The following is a 22,108-nucleotide window of genomic DNA, read 5'->3' as shown; positions in this document are numbered from 1 at the left end:
GCACCACCCCGGCGGGGGCGGCGCCGAGCCGACACTGTCGAGCGGCCCCGGCGCCGGCGCCGGCCCCGTCCACCCGCGACGTCCTCAGGCGGGCTGCTCCACCTCCGTCGGGCTCCACGCCGTCTGGATCAACCGCGCCCCGCGCCGGGTGCAGAGCAGCGCCCGCCCCGGCGGCAGGTGACGCGGTTTGGTGTTGCCGAGCAGCGGACCCTCGGTGGGCGGGCAGGAGAGCGCCACGTCCGGGCTGTTGGTCTCCTGCATCCGGCGCATCAGCGGATCCATCGACATCCGCAGCACGTTGGCCGCACCCCGCGTCAGCACCAGGTGGAATCCGATGTCCGCGCCCTGCGCCAGGTACGGCAGCAGCGGCGTCAGCGGGCTGTCGTGCCCGGCCAGCAGGTCGTAGTCGTCGACCAGGACGAAGAGCTGCGGTCCGGTCCACCAGTCCCGGCGGCGCAGCTGCTCCGGGGTGACGTCGGCGCCCGGCATGCGCGGTCCCAGCCCGGCCACGGCGTCCGCCACCGTCTCCCGGGTGGAGTCGGTGGAGACGGAGTAGCCCAGCCGGTACTCCTGCGGCACCGAGTCGAAGAGCTGCCGGCGATAGTCGACGATCATGATGCGGGCCTCGTCGGGCGTGTACCGGGCCATCACCGACCGGGCGAGGTGGCGCAGCATGTTCGTCTTGCCGCTCTCGGTGTCGCCGAGCACCGTCAGGTGCGGCACGTCGCCGAAGTCGTGCCAGACCGGCTGCATCCCGGCCTCGTCCAGACCGATCGCGACGCGCACGTCACCGTTGGGCACCGGCAGCGTGTCGGCGGGGAGCAGCGCGGGCAGCGTACGCACCGGCGGGGCCGCCGGGCCGTCCCAGAAGTCCCCCACCATGGCGGTCAGGCCCCGAACCGCCTCGGTCACGGTGGACGCGTCCGCGAACCCGTCGATACGGGGCAGCGCGCCGAGGAAGTGCAGCTTCTCGGGCGTGAGGCCACGACCGGGCAGCTTCGGCACGGTGGCCGCCAGGCGCAGGTCGATGGTGGAGTCGACCGGGTCACCGAGACGCAGTTCGAGCCGGGTGCCGATCTGGTCGCGCATCGCGTGATGCACCTCCGACCAGCGCGACGCGGTCAGCACCAGGTGGACGCCGAAGTTGAGGCCCTGGGCGGCGATCTGCCGCACGGCGCTCTCCAGCGTCTCGAACTCCTGGCGCAGCGTGAACCATCCGTCGACGATGAGGAAGACGTCGCCGTGCGGGTCGTCGGTGACCTGGCCCTCCGCGCGGAGCTTCCGGTAGGTCCCCATGCCGTCCACCCCGAGCTCGGCGAAGCGGCGCTCCCGATCCACGATGAGGCCGGTCACCTCGGCGACGGTGCGGCTCACCCGGTCGGTGTCGAGACGCCCCGCGACGCTGCCGACGTGCGGCAGCTCGGCCAGCGCGCCGAGCCCGCCGCCGCCGAAGTCGAGGCAGTAGAACTGCACCTCGCGTGGGCTGTGGGTCAGGGCGACGCTGCTGATCAGCGTACGCAGCAGGGTGCTCTTGCCGCTGCGCGGTCCGCCGGCGATGCCGACGTGCCCGCCGACGCCGGAGAGGTCGACGAGGAGCAGGTCCCGTACCTGTTCGAACGGCCGGTCGACGAAGCCCACCGGCGCGACGAGCATTCCGTTGCCCGGCCAGTCGACGGCGGTGAGCCCGCGATCGGGGTCGGGCGCGAGAGTGGGCAGCAGCTGGTCCAGCGTCGGCGAGGCGTCCAGCGGCGGCAGCCACACCTGGTGCGCCGGCGGCCCCTGGTCGATGAGCTGCTCCACCACGACGCTCAGCACGCTGCGCTCGGCGGTGGCCTGGTCGCCGTCGGCCGGCTCCTCGACCGCCTCCTCGACCTGCGCCGGCTCCGGCTCGCGGAACGGCACGTGCTCCAGCGAGTAGGGCACCACCTGCTGCTGCACGATCTCCTGCCGCACCCGGGCACTCGTGGTCCGGTACGGGCCCGACACGTAACCCGCCTTGAACCGGATCAGGGTCGACACGTCGGTCCGCAGATACCCGTTGCCGGGGGCCGGCGGCAGCTCGTACGCGTCGGGAACCCCGATGACCGAGCGCGACTCCATCGCGGAGAAGGTCCGCAACCCGATCCGGTACGACAGGTGGGACTCCAGCTGGGCGATCCGCCCGTCGTCGACGCGCTGGCTGGCCAGCAGCAGGTGCACGGCGAGCGACCGGCCGAGCCGCCCGATCATCACGAACAGGTCGATGAAGTCGCGGTGGGTGGCGAGCAGCTCGCTGAACTCGTCGACCACCACGAAGAGGGTGGGCAGCGGGTCCAGCGGGGCGCCCTGGGTACGGGCCCGTTCGTACTCCAGCACCGAGCTGAACCCGCCGGCCTGACGCAGCAGCTCCTGCCGGCGCACCATCTCGCCGTGCAGCGCGTCCTGCATCCGGCCGACCAGCGCCGCCTCGTCGGCCAGGTTCGTGATCACCGCGGAGGTGTGCGGCAGCCGGTCGAGACCGAGGAACGTGGCGCCGCCCTTGAAGTCGACGAGGACGAAGTTCAGCGTCTCCGAGGAGTGCGTGCTGGCCAGCGCGAGCACCAGGGTGCGCAGCAGCTCGCTCTTGCCGGAGCCGGTGGCGCCGATGAGCATGCCGTGCGGCCCCATGCCGCCGAGCGCGGACTCCTTGAGGTCGAGCGAGACCGGTTGGCCGGTGGCGTCGATGCCGATCGGCACCCGCAGCCGCTCCCCCACCGTACGAGGCGCCCAGAGCCGGCTGAGGTCCAGCTGCCGCAGGTCGGGGATCTGCAGCATCGCGCCGAGGTCGAAGTCGGTCTTCAACGTGTCCGCCGGGGTCTCGGTGACCACCCCGAGACGGTACGGCGACAGCGTCCGGGCCACCACGGCGGCCTGGGCGACGCCGAGCCGGTCGGGGGTGGCGAGCCGGGTACGCACCTCGCTGCCGACCCGGTCCTGCCGGACCATCAGCAGGTCGTCGCCCTCGACCTCCAGGCAGAGCGCCCCCTTGCCGGCGGCCGGGGTGGCGTCGTCGAGGTCGATGAGGACGGCGTTGCGGTAGCCGGCGGTCGCCATCCGGCTGCCGTTGCCCAGTCGCCCGCCATCGCGGACCACGACGACGTACGGCTCCTCCCGGCTCGGCGCCGCGCCCGACTCGTACCGTGGCCGGGCCGTGAAGGTCTCGCCGAGCCGCAGCTCCACCTCCTCCACCGTGCTGCCGACCAGCCGCACCGCGCCGGCGGCGTCCTGCTCGGTCGGGTGCTGCAGGTGCGGCAGCCACTTCGTCCACTCCCACTCGGCGACCGTGTCGTCGGCGACGCAGAGCGCGAGCCGGACCTCCTCGGGGGCGTGGAAACTGACCAGCTGCACCAGCAGCGCCCGGACGACGGCCCGGGTCTGCTCCTTCTCCCCCGACATCCGGATCTGCCCGAAACCGCGCAGGAACAACGCGATCGGCTGGTCCTCGAGGGTGGTGTAGGCGCGGATGAACCGCCGCAGCGACTTGGCCGCCAGCGGCTCCAGGTCCTCGATGGGCTTGGTCTGCAACGGCGTGATCCGCACCGTCAGGCGCTGCTCGCCGGTGCCCACCCGGATTTCGAGGAAGTCCGGGTGGGTGGGGCGTCGCTCCCAGCGCCGGGACGTCATCGTCAACGACCAGAGGGCGTTCGGCTCCGGGTGCTGCCAGTCGCTCGCCTCCCGCTGCCGCAGCACGTGCTGCCGTACCCGTTTGCGGTTCTGCGCCAGGTAGCGCAGGTAGTCGCGGCGGTCACCGCCGAGCCGGGACTTGCGTTCCATGCCGCCGACGGCGATCTGACCCACCACCAGACCACCGAGCGCGACGGCCATCAGCGCCAGGATGATCCAGGTGAACGCGCCGCCGCTGCGGCTGATGAACAGCAGCACCATGACACCGGACATCAGCGCCATCGGCAGCATCAGGAACGCCTGCCGCAGCCCGTTGCGTTGCGGCTCGGGCAGGGCCGGTGGCTCCTGGAGACTGATCTCACCGGACGGCATCTCCGGGCCGTTGCGGCGTGCGGGGCGTCGGAACAGCACCGTACTCAAGGGGCAGCCTTCCACGTCACGGGCGTCGCCCGCCTCCTGCGCTCACGTCGGGCCGCGTGCGTCGCCGCCCGACACCTCTACGACGGAGCCGGAGCCGGTTCGGGTCAACGGCTTCGGCAACCAGTTCGCGGGGAAAGTTTGAACCGGCGGGGTTCGCGGACCGTCGTGTGGGCATGAGCGTCACCGCCCCCGCGGAGATGTGCCGCCTCGTGGTGTCCGGTCCTGGGCGGCAGATCGAGGTGGCCGTACCGGCGAACGTGCTGGTCGCGGACCTTCTTCCGGCACTGCTTCATCACCTCGGTGACAACCTGGCCGACGCCGGCCTGGCGCACCGCGGCTGGGTGCTGCAACGGCTGGGCGGCCCGCCCCTGGACGAGGAGAGCACAGTCGCGCTGCTCGGTCTGCAGGACGGGGAGACGGTCTTCCTGCGTCCCCGCGCCGACCAGTTGCCTCCGGTCGACTTCGACGACCTGGCCGACGGCCTCGCCACCGGCGTGCGTACCCGGTCGGGGCTGTGGCGCCCCGAGATGATCCGGTGGACCGCGCTCGGCGCGTTCGTCCTCGTCGCCGGCCTCGGCGCCGTCACGCTGGCCATGCCCGGTCCGCCGTTGGCCCGGGCGCTCTGCGCCGCCGCCGTCGCGGTGCTCGCGCTGGCCGGCGCGTTCGGGCTCACCCGGGCCGGCGCGGACCGGCCGTTCGGACTCGCGTCGGCGGTGACCGCGATCGGCTTCGCCGCGCTGGCCGGGATGGTCGCCCCGGATCTGACCCGGGACAGCTCCCCGCTGGTCGTGGCCGGCCCGCAGGTCTTCACCGCCTCGGTCTCCGCGCTGGTGGTGGCGGCGTTGGCGGCGGTCCTGGTCGGCTGGGCCGGGCCGCTCTTCGCCGCCGTCGTCAGCTGCGCGCTCTTCGCCGCCGTCGGCTCGGCGCTGACCGCGTTCGTCGGGCTCGACGCGGGCCAGTCGGCCGCGGTGGTCGCGGTGGCCGCCACGGTGGCGACGGTACGCATCCCGCTGGTCGCCTTCCGCCTCGCCCGCATCCGCCTGGCGCCGCTGCCCACGGAGCCGGAGCACCTCCAGGAGGACATCGACCCGGAGCCGAGCGAGAAGCTGTTGGAGCGCACGGCCGTGGCCGACCGGTACATGACGGGGTTGTACGCCGGTGCGGCGGCCGCCGTCGTCGGGTGCCTCCTGCTCGTCGCCGTCTCCGGTGGTTGGGCCGCCTGGACCCTGCTCGGGCTGGTCGCCCTGGTCCGGCTGCTGGCGCTGCGCACGATGACCAGCGCGTGGCACCGACTCGCGCACGCCCTGCCGGCGGTGGTGGGGGTCGCCGCGCTGACCGTGATCAGCCTGGCCGGGGCACCGTCGCTGTTCCGGCTGCTCGCGCCGGTGACGCTGCTGCCGCTGGCCGGGGCGTTGCTCTTCCTGCTGGGGCGGTTGCTGCCCGACCGGCGGCTCATGCCGTACTGGGCGCGGATCGGCGACGTCGTCCAGCTCACCGCGACCGTCGCCATGGTGCCGGTGCTGCTCGCCGTGCTCGGGGCGTACGCGGCCGCCCGGGCGTTGGCGGGCTGAGCCGTGCAGTCCCGCCGTGACCAGGTGCAGGCCCAGACGTACGTGCTGGGCCGGCTGACGGGCGCGCTGATCGCCGCCGAGCCGGACGGCCTGGAGAACCCGAACCGGCGCATGGTGGTCGGCACGGTCTCCGGGGTGCTCGTGGCCGCGGTGGTCTTCGTCGGCTTCGTGATCTTCGGATTCTTCTTTCCCGGCGGGGCCACCAAGTGGCGGCAGCCGGGCGTGCTGGTGGTGGAGAAGGAGACCGGCAGCCGCTACGTCTACGACGAGGGCCTGCTGCGTCCCGTCCTCAACTACACGTCGGCGCGGCTGCTCTTCGGCGCCGAGCCCAAGGTCGTCTCGGTCTCCGGCAAGTCGTTGCGGGACGTGGCGCACGGTCAGCCGCTCGGTATCGCGGGCGCGCCCGACGCGCTGCCGACCACGACCGCCGTCGACCGTCAGGTGTGGACGGTCTGCGCGCTGGCCATGCCGGACGACGCGGGCACGACCTTCACGGCGACGACGGTACGCATCGAGCAGCCGAGCGGCGGCGCGCGCCGGGACCGGCCCCTCGATCGGGACCAGGCGATCCTGGTCACCTCGGGCGGCCAGAGCTTCCTGGTCTGGCAGGGTCGGCGGCTGCGGCTGACCGAGCCGTGGCTGGCCCGGGTGCTCGGCTACGACCGCAACGCGCTCCCGGTGGAGGCGGGCTGGCTGGAGTCCGTACCGGTCGGGGCGGAGATCGCGCCGCCGGAGGTGCCGGGGCGGGGCAGCCCGGGACCGACGGTGGACGGTCGGCGCGGCGTCGTCGGTGAGCTCTTCACGGCCCGTACGCCGGACGGCGCGGAGCGGCGCTACCTGCTCCAGCAGAACGGCCTGGCCGAGCTGAGCCCGATGGCGTACGCCATCGTCGCCGCCGACCCGGCGACCGCTGAGGTGTACGACGGGCGGCCGGTGCAGCCGCGGGAGCTGAGCCCCGCCGCCCTGGTCGCGCTGCCGGTCGCCCCGCAGCCGGCCTGGGTGGCGGCGCTGCCGGCGACCCCGCCGAGCCTCGCGAAGACGCCGGAGCAGGGCACCTGGTGCATACGCCACTCGATGTCGGGCGGTGCGGTCGAGGTGACCGCCGACCTGCCGGCCCCCTCCGCGACGACCCTCTCCGACGGGGTCGGCGTCACCCGCACCTCGGCGAGCGCGGAGGCGGTCGAGGTGCAGCCCGGGGTCGGCGGCCTGGTGCTGGCGGGCCGGGCCGACCAGGCCGCCGGGTCGGGCTTCTACCTGGTCACCGACGCCGGGATCAAGTATCCGGTGGGTTCGAGCACGGTCGCGAACCAGCTCGGCTTCCCGCCGGCCTCGGCCCGCCCGGTGCCCCGACAGCTCCTGGAGATGTTGCCCACCGGACCCCTGCTGGAATCCGCCGCGGGCGGGGGGTGATCGCCCTTCCAGCAGCGCCGGCGAGCGACCGGCACGCGATCACCCGACGGTCGCCGGGCGACCGGAGAGAGCAAGGCAGAAGTGCGGTGACGGCTCGGTACGGAGTCGTCCCGGAGACAGCAGACGAGAGAGGAGCAGGGCCGTGGCTAGTTGGACTCAGCAGCGATCCGACGACGAGACCAGAACCGGCGTCATCTACGCCTTCCAGCGGATGGTGGACGAGCTGGAGCAGGCGGAGCGGACGGTGATCAGCAGCTCCTCGGAGCTCGGCGCCCGCTGGCTGGGCGAGGCGTCCATGCGCTACCAGCAGGGGCTCCAGGAGATCTCGCAGGGGATCGTGCAGATCCGCTCCGGGCTCGGCGACATCAGCGGCTCCATGCAGCGGTTCGCGGCGATCACGGACTCCACCGAGGACGACAACATCGCGGCGGCGGCCAGCATCTCGCTGCAGACGGAGACCTTCACCCCCAAGGCGAGCTGGACCAACTGATCTTTTCCGTACGACACGTCAGGCAGGAAGGAAACGAGCAATGGCCACTTACACCGTCGACCTCTCCGACGTCGACGCCGCGGCGAGCCAGCTGGAGAGCGTCGCGCAGCGGCTGCGGCAGTCCCTCGACGAGCTGAAGTCCCAGGTTCAGGTCTTCCTGAGCGAGAACGCCGGTCAGACGATCGACAACTACGACGCCGTCCAGAAGAAGTGGGAAGACGGCATGCGGATGGTGGAGAGCGGCACGGCGAAGGCCGTCGCCGAGCTGCGCAAGATCGGCGACAACTACCACGCCGGTGACCAGCAGGGCGCGACTCTCTTCGTCGCCTGACCCGGGGCTCACCCCGGCACAGGCTGAGCCGGTCGGGCGGCCCGGAAGCACCCGCGCCGCCCGGCCGGGACCTGTCCAGAGCGAGAGATCAAGGGAAGGGATCCAGCGGTGCCGAAAGAAATCAAGATCGACGAGGCGTACCTGCGCGGCGTGGTCCAGAAGCTGAAGGGGATCAGGAACCAGGTCACCACGGTCCGGGCCGGAGCGAACCCCAACGACATGGCCCACCCGCACGGCGGGCACCTCAACAGCCTCGTGGTCCGCACCGGCACGGACAACTTCACCGCCGGCAAGGACCTGCGGGAGCGGATCAGGACCGTGGGCGGCCAGGTCGACCAGCGGCTCGCCGCGTACGACCAGAAGCTGTCGAGCTACGGCCAGAATCTTGAGCGCATCATCGCCTCGAGTGACGACATCGAGAACGCCAACACCTCGTACGCGTCGTCGACCGGTCTCGGCAACAACGGCCCGACCGGTAACGGCAACAAGACCCCCTGACCGGTCCGCGACCCCGACCCCCTCACGACCGTCTGCTCCGCGGTGAACGAAGGTCCCGATGACTCAGCCAAATCCGTTGCCGAACAGCCTGCCGGCCTGGGAACAGGGCATGCGGGAGGTGCTCGGCGCGTCCGAGATGGACTCTCGGCAGTTCACCGAGCCGACCTGGATCAGCCTCTCGAACTCCGGCTTCTACGTGAACTCGAAGGCGAAGCCGTGGGACGACCCGATGGGTACGCCGGCGAACAACGAGTTCACCCTCTACCGCCGGACGGCGCAGGCGTGGTACTACGAGGGCGACGGGTACATCGGCAAGTCCCACGCCGCGTTCTACATCATCAAGGGGAAGGTGAACTGGTACGAGAAGTCGGGCGACTACGCGCCCGACGACTACTGGAACCAGTTCTACAAGAGCTCCGACGACGCGCTGTCCCGTCCGCCGCTGCCACCGCCGCTCGACCCGGCGACCCTGCACGAGTCGGCGGAGAGCTTCTACAACCTCGCGATGTGGCTCGACACGGCGTCCCAGCAGCTCAAGACCGAGGTCGACAACCTCGGCGACGGGTTCAAGGGCGCGGCGGCGGAGGGGCTTCGTGAGTCGCTCACGAACCTCCGGGACGAGATGGTGCTGCTCCGGGAGGACCTCAAGACCGCCGACGACTGGGTGGCGATGCTGCACCGCAACGGCGACGCGGTGCAGACCTTCCTCACGGAGATAGGGAAGGCGTGGGAGGCCTTCGACAAGCACCCGGGGCGGAGCCCGAGGGCGATGGCCGAGGCCGCGATGCGCGACCTCGAGCGGGCGGTCGACCAACTGGGCAACGACACCGACGACTGGAACGGCCGCGCCTGGGACAACGGTTTGCTCGTGGTCTGGAAGGACCTCACGACCTGGCCCATCACGATCGACATCGGCAACGGGCCGAAGACGTACGACTTCATCCACGCGGACAAGGCACTCGAAAGCCTGAACAACAACATGAAGGCGTTCTTCGCCGAGGCGGCGAAGGTGCTGAACGACGCGATGACGACGCAGTACCGCAACCTGCACGACAGCTTCGAGACGACCTACCGGAACCTGGTCGACCCCCGGACGTACACGCCCCCGCCGCCGTCGAAGGACGACCTCAACGGCGGAGGCGACGACGGCGGGATCAACCTCGACGACATCCTCAACAAGGGTGGCGGAGGAGGCGGCGGGCTCGACATCGACGACATCCTCAACAAGGGCGGTGGCGGCGGAGGGGGCGGCGGCGGCGGCATCAACCTCGACGACATCCTGAACAAGGGTGGCGGCGGAAGCGGAGGCGGTGGCGGCTTCGACGCGAACAGCCTCTTCGGCGGCGGCGGAGGCGGCGGTGGTGGCGGCTTCGACGCGAACAGCCTCTTCGGCGGCGGCGGAGGCGGCGGCGGAGGCGGCCTCGACACCAACGGGCTCTTCGGCAACGGCAACGGTGGCGGCGGCGGTACCGGGCTGGAGGGTTTGACCGGGTCGGGATCGGGCGCGGGTGGCGGCGCCGGCTTCGGCGGCAACCTCGGTCTCGGTGGCCTGCCCGGATTCGGCGGCCTGAACGGTCCGCGGGGCAACGACGACAAACCGCCGTCGCAGAACGGGCCGACCACCGGTGGCGACTTCGACGAGGGGCCGTCCTCCATCGACGATCTCCCGGATCTCGGTGGTCCCGGTGCCGGCGGGAACTTCCCCGGCCTCGGTGGATCGGGCGGCTCGGGCTCCGGGTCCGGCATCACCGTCCCCGGCCTCGGCGGCTCGGACGGTCCCGGTGCCGGCGGGAACTTCCCCGGCCTCGGCGGCTCCGACGGCCCCGGCGCGGGCGGCAACTTCCCGGGCCTCGGCGGCTCCGACGGCCCCGGCGCGGGCGGCAACTTCCCGGGCCTCGGCGGCTCGGGCGACGGCGGGAACTTCCCCGGCCTCGGCGGCTCGGGCACCGGCGGCCTCGGGGGTAACGACTTCTTCGGCGGGGCCTCGGGCGGGCACGCCTTCGACGACTTCGGTGGTGCCGGTCTCGGCAACGGCGGCGCCGGGTCGGGCTCCAACAACCCCAACGGGATGATGGTCGGTTCGCTGGGTCCGGCACCGGCCGGCGCCGGGCTGAACGGTCTCAACCTGGTCCCCGGCGTCAACCAGCCGGGCCTGAACGGCGCGCCCGGCGCGTTCGGACCGGCCGGCGGTTACCCGCCCATGATGCCGCCGATGGGCGGCATGGGGGCGGGCAACCAGCAGGAGAAGGAGCGCGAACGCACCACCTGGTTGGCCGAGGAGGAAGAGGTCTGGGGCACCGACCCGGACGTGGCCCCCGCGGTGATCGGCCGCGACGAGCTCCCCGAGCCATCGAGCGGGCAGCGCACCCCTTGGTCGCCGGCCGCGCCGCAGACGCCCGGCTCCCCGTACGGCCCCGGTCGGGGCAGTGGCCAGCAGGTCCGTCGCGCCAACTGAGAGGAGAACGAGATGACCAGTCCGCTGTACGACCGGATCGAGCAGGCGTACGCCGAGTTCGAGGAGAAGAAGGCCGCGATCAGCGGTGTCGAACAGCAGATGTCGGGGGCGCAGACGACGGTGACGGCCAAGAACCGGGCCGTCAGCGTCACCGTGGACGGCCGGGGTGACCTGGTCGAGGTCAAGTTCCCGACGAACGCCTACCGCACGATGGCGCCCGCGGAGCTGGCCAGTCTCCTGGTGGAGACGCAGAAGACGGCGCGGGAGGAGGCTCGGGAGAAGGCGATGAAGCTGTTCGAGTCGATCCTGCCGCCCGGACTGCCGCTGGCCGGTCTGTTGCGCGGCTCGAAGACCGCCGACCAGATGTTCGACGAGGCGATGCAGTCGATCAACGAGTCGTTCGGCGAGGCGAAGTCGCCGGCCGGCGGGGAGCCGGGGGTGAACCGTGGCTAGCGTCGGAGCCGACACCGATCTGCTGCGTAGCGGCAAGCTCGCCCCGGCGCAGCGCGAGATGACCGCGGTGAACAAGAACTTCGCCTCCGTGGTCGAGCTGAACAACCCGCCCGGCGGGGTCCGCGCCAAGGTGGACAAGCAGATCCAGGACGGGCTCAAGACCCAGATCGAGCTGGTCACGTCGATCATCGACGGCCTCGTCCGGCTCTCCCGGGGAGACGGCTCGAAGGTGGACTCGCTGCGTTCGCTACTGTCCCGCGTGGAGGAGACCAACATCGACCTCGCGACGCCGAAGGGCGACGGTGGCGGTCGGCACTGAGTTACGGGCCAGCGTCGGCCCGGAGTGAGTTTCCGGGGCCACACCGCACAGTGGCGGTGTGGCCCCTCCCTCAATGACGAGGAGGTGTGACGGCCGTGGACATCGAGATGTCGGACGAGGCCGCCGCCTTCCTCAAGTGGCTCTCGGGCGAGGAGTTCCCGGCCACCAACCCCGACAAGGTGCGCGCGATCGCGGAGGCGTTCGGCGACACCGCCGACGGCATCGAACGCGTCGTGCCGCTGCTCATCACCGGGGTGAACAACATCCGCGACGGCGTGATGGGCAAGTCCGAGCAGGCCTTCGTCGAGTCGATGGAGGGCTTCCTCTCCGAGGACGGCTTCCTGGGCGTCGCGTCACGGTACGTCCGGCGGATGGGCGACGAGCTGGACAAGACCGCGAACCAGGTCGAGTACGCCAAGCTGATGATCTTCCTCTCGGTCATCCAGCTGATGATCGAGGTCGCCATCGCGCTCGCGATCGCCTGGCTCGTGCCCGGCGTCCTCGAGAAGCTCGCCATGCGCCTGCTGGTCGAGAAGCTGATGATCGCCCGATGGCTGGCCAAGCTCATCTACGCGGTGGCGATGAGCCAGGCGATGGGCGTCGGCCTCCAGGTCCTCATGGACATCATCGCGCAGAGCATCATGATCTCGGAGGGCAACCAGAAGGGCTGGAACTGGGACCAGACCGGGAAGGCCGCCGAGATCGGCGCCTGGATCGGCGTGGTCGGCATGGTCCTGGGCGCCGGCGGTGGCGCGATCTTCAACAAGCTCTTCGGCAAGGGCAACGTGCCGATCCCGCCGCCGGGAAAGGGCGCGGCGGACGACCTGCCCACCCCGGCTCCGATCAAGGACGACGGCCCACTCCCGCCCCCGGTCAAGCAGCCCGTCATCGAGACCGTGGTCAAGGAGTCCGACAACGCACCGACGTACTCCGGCTCGAAGAACGACCCCGACGCCCCGCCCCCGTACACGAAGAAGGACCCCGACGCGCCGCCGCCGTACCGCAAGCACGACCCGGCGGCCGGGCACCAGTCGCTCGCCGGGGAGACGCTGCACGAGGGCGCGACCGAGGTCGTCGGCGAGGGCACCTACGGCGCGATGACGGGCGAGGGCTGGGAGTGGAGCAGCACACCGGCCACCTTCGTCTCCGGCGCCCTCTCCGGCCTGCTGAGCGGACTCGGCACGATAGCGGGAACCCACCTCCGGATGGAGACCCACGGTCCCGGTGGCGGCATCGGCGCGGGCTCCTCGGGCGACGGACCGCCCGTCGGCGGCCCGCCGATACCGGTCGACCCGCCACCGTCCTACGACGAGGCGACGGCGCCACCCTCGACCACACCCGGATCGGCGGGTGGCACCGGGGGCGCATCCGGTGGCGGCGGTTCCACCGGCGGGGCGGGCTCGAACGGCGCGGGCTCGAACGGCGCAGCTTCGAACGGCGCGGGCTCGAACGGCGCGGGCTCGAACGGCGCAGCTTCGAACGGCGCGGGCTCGAACGGCGCAGCTTCGAACGGTGGGAACACCTCCGGCACCGGTACGGGTGGCGCGGAGGGTGGCGCGCGGCCCGGCGGCGACGACAGCGACGACGGGCCGACGCGGGTCACGCCCCCGCCGTACGCCGACCCGCCGAGCGTGGACCAGCAGCACCCCGGCGACGGCCCGACCGACGCGAACGGGCCGAACTCCCCCACCAGGGACGTCTCCGACGGCTCGACGAACTCCGACTCCGGGAGCTCGACCACCCCGGACGAGGAGGGCCTCTACATACCGCCACCGATAACCGTGGTGCCCGTGGAGTTCGGCCCCTTCGACACGATCGACACCACCGACACGAGCGGCGTGTCCGACACCTCCGGCACGGCCGACACGACCGGTCAGGGCGACGGCACCTCGGTCGACAGCGGCCCGCCGGCCGCGGGTGGCACGTGGAGCGGAACACCCGCCGCCGGACCGGCCGCCCCGTCGCCCGCCGGTGGGCCCGGCACTACCGGAGCCACCGGACCCGGCGCCACCAGCACCACCGGACCCGGCACGACGGGCACCACCACGACCGGACCCGGCACCACCACGAGCGGCACCACCACGACCGGCAGCGGGTCGACCGGCACCGGCAGCGGCACGGCCGCCAACGGCCCCGCCGCGTCGACCGGGACGACGTCGCAGCCCACGCCGATCCGGGACAACGGCACCGGCGGCCCACCGAACGGCTCCGGCGCCGGCAACGGTCCGAGCAGGGTGGACGACCCGTTCCGAACCTCCGCAGGGGTGCCCACCCCCACGGCCACCGATCAGACCGGAGCGAACAACCCCTTCCGGGTCGCCGCCGAGGTTCCGGCGCCCGCCTCCACCGATGGGCTCGGGTCGAACAACCCGTACCGAGACTCCGTCGAGACGCCGGCCCCCGCGCCCACCGACGGGCTCGGGTCGAACAACCCGTACCGAGACTCCGGCGACGCGCCGGCGCCCGCGCCGGGCGGGCCCGCGAGCCCGACGCCGGCTACGAGTCTCGACGAGACCGGCGGGCGGCGAGCGGAAAGCACGCGCCGGGACACCCCACCCGGATCCGAGAGCGACGGGCCGCGGCGTGTCCCGTCGCAGGTGCCGCAGTTCGGGGACCAGCCGGCCGTACGGCTCGACCGCGACGGCGTCGAGCAGCTGGTCGACGAGGTCGCCGACCGGGTACGCCCGCAGTCCGGGAACCCGGACGGGCAGCCGGATCCGGAGCTCTGTGTCGACCAACTCATCGCCATCCAGCAGTCGGTCTTCACGCAGCGGGCGCCGATCGCCCGAGCAGGCCGGAGCACCGACGACCTGAAGGTCGGCACCGGGCACGTGGCGGACCGGCTCGGCGGCGGCGCGACGTGGCGCCCGATCTCGTCCTGGACGGACGTCGAGCGGGCCGTCGAGCAGGCCGGGCCGGGCAGCATGGCGCTCGTCCTGTGGCAGCAGCCCAGCGGCATCGGCCACGCCTTCGCGCTCTACCACACCACCGACCTCTCCGAACCGTTGCAGTGGTTGGAGCCGCAGCAGCCGAAGGGGAGCCGGCTCGTCACCCGTGACGACCTGGGCTCCGCCATCGCCGCGCGGGTGCTCGTCCTCGACCCGACGGGGCGCGAGATCCCGCTCACCGAGCAGCCACCGGCCCACGGACCCGACGCCGGAAAGCCGGCCCCGGTGGTGCTCCCGACCGGGCCCGAGTCCGAGTCCGTCGCGCGGGCGATCGTCGACGCGCCGACCGACCACCGCTACGGTGCCCTGTTCCGGCGGGGGCGGCGCTCCCCCACCCCACCGGCGGCCCCGCCCACGCCGGAGACGTCGGTGAGCGAGGCCTCGACGTACTCCGCCGACCAGCCCCGGGAGAGCGAGGAGAACCTGACCCCAGCGCCGGTGACGGTTGCACCGGTCCTCACCTCCGCCGTGCCGGACACGGTGGCCGTGCCGCCGACCGTGACATCGATGGCGGCCGAGCTCACGGCGGTGACTCCGACGCCCGGCACGCCGCCGCCGGCCGGACCCGCGTCCTTCGTCGAGCCGGCCGCCACCTCCACGACGGCCCCCGCGGTGCCGCCGACGGACGGGCCGGTGAGCGAGCCGACGACCCCGGTCCCGCCGCCGGCGTCGGTGACCCCGGCGCCGGCCGCGCCCGGGCGGGGCCCGGAAACGACCGGGCCGCTCGCCGCCGTCGAGGGCGAGCACGTCCCGCCGCTCCCGCCCGGCCTGCGACCGGGGGTGCGCTTCGCCGTCGATCTGCCGGTCGAGCCGGTGAACCCGCTCGCGCGTGCGGGCCTCGACCCGGAAGCCGTCGACGAGCTGACGGAGCGCGCCCGCCGGGCCGTGGACGGCGGCCCGCAGAACCTGGCCGCCGAGCCGTCGTCGGCACCGCCGGCCACACCCGCGGTGACGACCGAACCACCGGCGGGACCCGCATCGACAGCCGAGACGCCGACTGACGTCGTCGATCCACCCGCCGACCCCGCATCGGTCGTCGACACACCGACGAACGTCACCGATCCACCCGCCGAGCCCGGGTCGACCCCCGAGTCGGTCGTCGACACACCGACGAACGTCACCGATCCACCGGCCGAGCCCGGATCGACCCCCGGGTCGACCCCCGGGTCGACCCCCGAGTCGCCCGCGGAGCCGGTGAACCCGCCGGAGGACGTACCGCAGCCGCCCTGGTACATCGAGCACGGCGCGACGGGCGCGATGAGCATCCAGTCGGCCGGGTACGCGGACCCGGGGCGGGTCGCCGCGCAGATCGTGGCCGCGCTGCCGGACGGCGCGCCGAACGCCACCGTCACCGAGTCGGAGAGCCTGCGCAACGGCGTACGGGCGCGGCTGACCGCGCTCCTCGGCATCGACGGCCACACCCCGCCCGCGGCGAACCGGCCGGACGAGTCCCCGGTCAGCGCCGCGGCACTGGTCGACCTGGCCTCCGCCGACGCGAACACCGACCGGTGGGACAAGCTGCTGCGCGAGGGCTGGACGGAGGTCATCGACGGCCGGTTGGTCTGGATCAAGCCGCGCCTGCACGCGGCGAAGCCCGTGCCGGCCCGCCCGGCGCAGGGGAACAAGTTCGAGGTCGCCTTCAACTCGACCGCGTCCAGCTCGGCCCGGGACCAGAAGAAGCCGGGCGAGCTGAGCACCGGCCCGGACCTGATCCTCAAGCTCCCCCGCAAGTTCCAGCTCATGCCGATCGGGCTGCCGCTGGAGGCCGAGTACGCCAACTCGCACTCGGTCAGCTCGTCGGATCGGGTGATCTCGGGGCGGAAGCTCTTCTTCAACGGCGGGCCCAGCTACGCCAGCGGGCTGGCGGTCGACGTGTTCGTCGACGGTCGGCGCTGGGGCGACACCCGGGAACTCGACCCCGACGACGGCCTGCTGGTGGTGAAGTTCCCCGAGCAGTACGTCGGGCGGGACCAGCGGCCGCGTACCGGCGCCACGGTCGACCCGGACCAGGCGGCGAAGCCGGGGCCGGCCACGGCCCACGACGTGCTGACCGCGATCGACTACACCCCGGCCGTCGCGGCGCTGCACCGGCAGCTCCGCGACCACGACCTGCCCGCGCAGACCGTGGCGACGGTCTCGCAGCACGTCACCCAGCAGTTGCTCAACGAACGGACCGCGCGCGGACGCAGCCGGTGGCTGCTCAACGGCGGGGACATGTCCGAGCAACTGACGGCGCCGATCGGCACCGGCAAGGAGTTCCGGGGCTACGTGACCGTCGAACTCGTCGTACGCCGGCTGCAACGCCTGGGCGAGACCGACGGCGTGTCGGTCCGCGACGACCTGGGCGCCGCGCAGGGGGATTCCGAGACCCGCTCCGGCTCCTACTCCTTCGGCTTCGCGCCCCGGGTCGTACCGAGCGGCTTGACCGCGACCGCCGCCGGAAACGACCGGGGCGGGCTCGGGCCGAACGTCGGGATGGAGTGGGGCAAGTCGGTCTCGCAGGACGTCGGCGGCGGCGCGATGAACCACACGATCCTCGTCCGCTCGGCCGAGCACGCCCGGTACGCCGCCGACGTGTCGGTGAACGTCAAGGTGGACTCGAGCACCCACCGGATCCCGTGGTTCGACGCCCGGGTGATGGCCGAGTTCGGCGTCCCGACGACCGACGCCGAGGCGTTCGAGCGGCAGCACCACGGTAAGCCCCTGCCACCGGCCCCGGCGCAACCGCACTGGTACGGGGCCGTCGTGCCGACCGTGACGCCGACGGCACCGGTCACCGCCGAGGAGGCCACGAACCGGCTCGGCGCGCCCCGGCGCAACGCGCCACAGGTCCGCGCGCCGTTCCGGCCGGACCAGGCGGCCGACCGGGAGCCGCTGCTCATGGCGGCGCGGCAGGGCGACGGTCCGGGCACCACCAACCACCTGCCCGGCGGCGAGCGGGTCATGCCGCAGGTGCTCACCGCGCTGCGCGACACCGTCGGCCGGGTTCGCGAGCTGCGCAACCGGCTCGGAATGGACGACCTCACCCCGGGCACGGACTCGTGGGGCGAGGTGCGACGGCTCGCCTCCATCCGCTACGGGCTGCCGGCGTTGGAGGCCGACCCGGCGCGGGTGCGGGCGGGCATCTTCACCACCTTCGACATCGACGGCGAACGGTACAAGGTGCTGGTGACCGCGCACCCCCGGGAGTGGATCGGCAGCAGCACGTACCCGATGCCGGTCAACAACCGGGCCATGTCGACGGCGAAGGTGAGCGCCGGCGTCACCAACAAGCAGCGGCTGCACGGCGGTCTCTCGGCCAACGCCTCCTTCGGATACGACAAGAGCGTCCGGGGACAACTGGCGGGTCTGCACGTCGACGGGTCGTACGAGCGCAGCACCGAGCGCGGCCACTCGCGGACGCTGAAGAGCTACCGGCGTACGGAGACCACGAAGGACGTCGTCCAGCACGACTACAACCTGGTGTACGAGGTCACCGTCTGGCCGGACGACGGGGCCCCCACGAGGTGGCTGATCGACGGCCCGGACGTGCAGCAGCACGTGGTCGTACCGGTCGAACACCTGCCGGCCACGACCCCGACCGCCGCCGAGATCGCCGCGGTCGGGGTCACGGTCCAGACGCACGGGAACCGCCCACCGCCGCCGCTGCCCGGCGCGGTGCCGTTCGAGCGCGAGGGCGTCACCGGGGTGTACCCCCGGTTCGGGGAGCTGCACGAGCTTCCGGCCACGGTGGCCCGCCTCTACGGGCAGGCGCACGGCCTCGCCGCCGACTGGCACCTCGACCCGTCGAAGTGGCCCGTGGAGCTGTGGGACGCCGAACTCGCGGTGCCCACCAAACTGAGCGCCAACCTGCCGGCCCTCACCAGTTCGGAGCAGCGCTGGACCATCCCGCTCGGCACCCGCGACGGCATGACCGTGGAGGCCGAGATCACCGCCTCGGTGCACGACGTGCCCCACCTCGGGACCAGCGAGGCGGTGGAGATCGAGCAGTACGCCCAGGCGGCGTCCCAGTTCGACGTCGCGGAGGAGACCGAGCAGGCGGTCTCGATCGGCGCCGGCGGTGGCGCGTACTACTCGGGCGGCCGTCGGACGGCCGACGACTCGGCGGCGTCGAACATCGGCGGTGGCTACGTCTCCGCACACGCCGCCACGGAGTCCGGTCGCTCCGCATCCAGCGGATCCGGCAGCATCGACGTCACCCGCGCCACCTACAAGGGGCCGGTGCACAGCTACCGACCCGAGCTGGTCCGGTTCACGGTGACGGTCAAGGGTTGGCGTGGCTCGGACCCGGCGGTGGTGCAGCGCTGGGCGACGGTCGACGTCCACAACGGCATGGAGTTCCAGGTGCCGAACCGGATGGCGCACGAACTCGGGCTGCCCGGTACCGTCCCCCTCGCCGATTCGCCGGCCCCGCGGCGGGAGCTGGACCCCCAGCTCGGCCGGGCCGCGAGCCATGTCGAACGGCTGCAGACCGACGATCCGCCCCTGCAGCTGATCCTCGACACGCTGACCGAGCGGGGTGTCCTGCCGCCGGCGGACAGCGGGCCACCGCCGATGCTGCGCAAGGCGCTGACCAAGACGTTCTCGCTGGACGCGCTGGAGGTCGAGGCGTTCGAGCTGTTCGGCAGCGGCGTGCAGGAGTGGTTCGTGGTGCCCGGCACGCTGCTGGGCACGGGTTACCTCTTCGTCCGGGTCAGCGCGTCCCTCGGGACCGTCACCTCCGACCGGCCGCGACCGGAGGTGAACCTGACCCTGCGCGGTCAGGGGTTCGACTCCACGGAGGAGAGCGAGTCGTCGGGCTGGTCGGCCAAGGTCGGCTTCGTGGGTCGCGGACGCGGGGCCGGGGCCGCGGGCGTCGGTGGCGGCACGGGACGGGTCGACTACGACTGGTCCTCGTCGCGGGAGCACGGCGAGGAGCACGCCACCAAGGACATCTTCCGGTACGGCACCTCCGGGTCGCACGAGCTGACCAACCAGGTCCACTTCACCGTGGAGATGCGTTACACGCATCAGATGCCGTTGCAGCTGCAGGTGGTCGGGAACGCGGTCCGGTCGCTGCTGATGCCCCTGACGACCGGTTTCCCGACGCTCCGGGCGCTCATCGACCCGCAGCGCAACGCCTGGGAGATGGTCGATCCGCGGCCGCAGGCGGGATCGGTGCGCCGGCTGCTCCCCGCGTTCCTGACCGGGCCGGCCGACAACAACTCGCAGCGATGGGAGCCGCTGCTCGCGGACGACGAGCCGATCAGCACGCAGACGTGGAGTGAGTCACCGCCGCGCGACGTGGGGCTCAACGACCTCGTCTCGACCGATCCCACCTTCATCCCGATCGCCCTGCCGATCACCGAGCAGCTCGGCCGGGACCTGATCCGGGCGCTGGAGCCGGGCGGCTCGCAGACGCAGCTCTCCGCCAAGGTGGCGCCGACCAACCTGCTCGGTCAGCTCGTCTTCCGCCATCTGCTGGGGCTCACCGGGTTCGCCCTCGGGGACGTCCTCGTCGACCCGGGGCAGTTCATCGCGGAGACGAACCTGCGCCCGCGGATCCAGCAGCTGCTCGACCACCGGTACCGGGTGCCCGGCACCGACGTCCGGCTCGGCATCGTCCTGACCGACGTCGCGCAGCTGCTCGACGAGAACGGCATGCCGGTGAACCCCACCGAGAAGGCGCGCCGGTACACCCAGGAGGAGACCAAGCCCGTCGTGGAGAGCGGCTCCTCGCGCGGCTGGGACGCGGGAGTGACTGTCGACGCGGCGGCCGTGCCGGGCGGGAAGACCAGATCCGCCGGGGCCCGGCTCGGCGGCAAGGCGGGCAGCCACTCCGGGGAGAAGTTCACCGCCGAGCTGGCCGAGATCGCCGAGCGCAACACCGAGTACAAGGCCCCGCACACCTTCTACCAGTACGGGCTGACGCTGGTGGTGCACCTGGCGGACGGCCGGACGGTCACCGTGCCGTCGCCCGAGGGCCTGTACGGGCAGAGTCAACGCTCGCCCGAGGCCCTGCTGGGTCCGGACGACCCGCGCCGTGACGGCCTCGTCGTGAACGGGCGCATGCTCACCGCCGCGCGTCTGCTCCAGGCCACGGACCGGGCCGTCGAGCAGGCCGGGCCGGACGCGGACGAGCTGACCGTGCTCGGCGCTCTCGCCGGACAGCTGTACCCGGCGGGGGTACGGCCGCTGCCCGACGCCGAACACCTGGTCACCGGGGAGCGGCCCGAGCCCGACGACTTCTCCACCGTCGAGCACTGGAGCCACACCCCGTCCTGGGACGCGGTCTCCGAGGCGGTACGCAGGTCGGGGCCGGGCAGCACCGCGCTCGTCCTCGACACCGACGGCGACGGCAACGAGCGCGGTCTCGCCGTCTACCACACCGCGGACGGCCGGATCCTCTGGACGGACCCGCACGAGACCGGCGACGCGTGGCTGACCCCCGATCCCGACGGCGCCTCCGACGGTCGGATTCCCGTCGAGCGGGATCCGCGAAACGCCAGGGTCCTGCTCATCGACCCGTCGGGCGGGACGATCGAGAACCGTCGGCTCGTGCCGGAGGAGTTCACCCGCCGCCCGGCGCAGGAGCCACCGCCGGCCCCGGCCACGGACCTCGTACCGCCGGGGCCGCCGGCTCCGGCCACGGACGTCGTACCGCCCGGGCCGGCCACGCCGACGCCGGCCGACGTCGCGCCGTCGGAGTCCGACGCGCCCGCACCCGGCACCCTCCCGCCACCCGCGCCCGGCACCGTCGCCGACACCACCGCCTCCACGCCGGAGACCGTCGTTCCGCCGGAGCCCGGCACGTCCGCCCCGGAGAGCGGCACGTCACCCGAGTCCGACAGCGACTCGGTCACCCCGGGCACGATCCTTCCGGAGGACGCCGAGGGCGCGCGTCGGCGCGATCAGGACCGGGCAGCCCGGAGCCGGGCGTTCCTGGGGCCCCTGCCGCATCCGCTGTCACCGCCCCCGGAGCAGCGCTCGGCCGTCACCGTGCACCCGAGCCTCTCCCCGACGCCGCCCGCGACGGACGGGTCGACGCCGGCGTCCGCTCCCGGCGATCGGCGCCCCCCACTGCCGCACCCGGCCCCGGCACAGCCCAGCCCACCGCCGCCCCCGACGGCGAGCGGGTCCACCACGGACGCCAGCACCGCCGCGCCGGACCCGCAGGCGGCGAGCGGGTCCACCACGGACGCCAGCACCGCCGCGCCGGACCCGCAGGCGGCGAGCGGGTCCACCACGGACGCCAGCACCGCCGCGCCGGACCCGCAGGCGGCGAGCGGGCCCGCCACGGACGCCAGCACCGCCGCGCCCGACCCGCAGGCGGCGAGCGGGTCCACCACGGACGCCAGCACCGCCGCGCCCGACCCGCAGGCGGCGAGCGGGCCCGCCACGGACGCCGGGGCCGCCGCGCCGGACGCGGAGGCGGCGCCGAGCGGCCCGATCCTCTGGACCGATCCGGTGGAGCTGCACGAGGCCGGTCTCCTCGACATCGTCGCGGGGCCGGACGGATCGGTGCTCTCCGGCAGCGAGCTGGCACAGCACGTCCGGGAGGCGCGCAGCGCGCACGGGGAGGATCCGGCACC

Annotated in this window: 10 protein-coding genes (1 of these 10 running past the window's edge); 9 read left to right on the top strand and 1 reads right to left on the bottom strand. The window is 72.9% G+C overall.

Features of this window, described 5'->3' with window-relative positions:
- Positions 1 to 84: 84 nt before the first annotated feature.
- Positions 85 to 4,014, bottom strand: a complete 3,930-nt coding sequence (gene eccCa / locus D7044_RS10715; protein WP_199716573.1) for a type VII secretion protein EccCa — start codon at positions 4,012 to 4,014, stop codon at positions 85 to 87.
- 221 nt (positions 4,015 to 4,235) lie between these two features.
- On the opposite strand from eccCa, the gene eccD reads away from it, so the two are divergent.
- The 9 genes from eccD to D7044_RS10670 form a co-directional block, all read left to right on the top strand.
- A complete protein-coding gene (gene eccD / locus D7044_RS10710) occupies positions 4,236 to 5,633 on the top strand; it encodes a type VII secretion integral membrane protein EccD (protein ID WP_147434633.1) in 1,398 nt (465 codons plus the stop codon).
- 3 nt (positions 5,634 to 5,636) lie between these two features.
- The gene (gene eccB / locus D7044_RS10705; protein WP_120674709.1) at positions 5,637 to 7,043 is read left to right on the top strand and encodes a type VII secretion protein EccB; all 1,407 of its coding nucleotides are present in this window, start codon (positions 5,637 to 5,639) and stop codon (positions 7,041 to 7,043) included.
- Between the two features lie 142 nt (positions 7,044 to 7,185).
- The gene (locus tag D7044_RS10700) at positions 7,186 to 7,533 is read left to right on the top strand and encodes a WXG100 family type VII secretion target (protein WP_120674707.1); all 348 of its coding nucleotides are present in this window, start codon (positions 7,186 to 7,188) and stop codon (positions 7,531 to 7,533) included.
- A 40-nt stretch (positions 7,534 to 7,573) separates the two neighbouring features.
- Entirely contained in the window at positions 7,574 to 7,864 is a 291-nt protein-coding gene (locus D7044_RS10695) for a WXG100 family type VII secretion target (RefSeq protein WP_120674705.1), read from the top strand.
- 108 nt (positions 7,865 to 7,972) lie between these two features.
- Positions 7,973 to 8,362: a hypothetical protein gene (locus D7044_RS10690; RefSeq protein WP_120674703.1), complete on the top strand. Its 390-nt coding sequence runs from the start codon at positions 7,973 to 7,975 to the stop codon at positions 8,360 to 8,362.
- A gap of 58 nt (positions 8,363 to 8,420) precedes the next feature.
- A complete protein-coding gene (locus D7044_RS33405; protein WP_147434632.1) occupies positions 8,421 to 10,817 on the top strand; it encodes a WXG100 family type VII secretion target in 2,397 nt (798 codons plus the stop codon).
- A 12-nt stretch (positions 10,818 to 10,829) separates the two neighbouring features.
- On the top strand, positions 10,830 to 11,270 hold the full coding sequence (locus tag D7044_RS10680; RefSeq protein ID WP_120688724.1) for a YbaB/EbfC family nucleoid-associated protein: 441 nt from the start codon (positions 10,830 to 10,832) through the stop codon (positions 11,268 to 11,270).
- Complete coding sequence (locus tag D7044_RS10675; protein ID WP_120688723.1) at positions 11,263 to 11,589, top strand: hypothetical protein; 327 nt, start codon at positions 11,263 to 11,265, stop codon at positions 11,587 to 11,589. Before D7044_RS10680 ends, D7044_RS10675 begins: the two co-directional genes overlap by 8 nt.
- Before the next feature lie 86 nt (positions 11,590 to 11,675).
- On the top strand, positions 11,676 to 22,108 hold the 5' portion of the coding sequence (locus tag D7044_RS10670; protein WP_120688722.1) for a toxin glutamine deamidase domain-containing protein. It continues 19,804 nt past the right edge of the window; the window shows 10,433 of its 30,237 coding nt (coding positions 1–10,433); it begins with the start codon at positions 11,676 to 11,678; its stop codon lies beyond the right edge, outside the window.

Origin of the sequence: Micromonospora musae (genome assembly GCF_003626635.1) — a bacterium.
GTDB classification, from domain to species: Bacteria; Actinomycetota; Actinomycetes; order Mycobacteriales; family Micromonosporaceae; genus Micromonospora; species Micromonospora musae.
The sequence above is the reverse complement of the archived record's forward strand: the minus strand, read 5'-3'. Positions and strand labels throughout refer to the sequence as shown.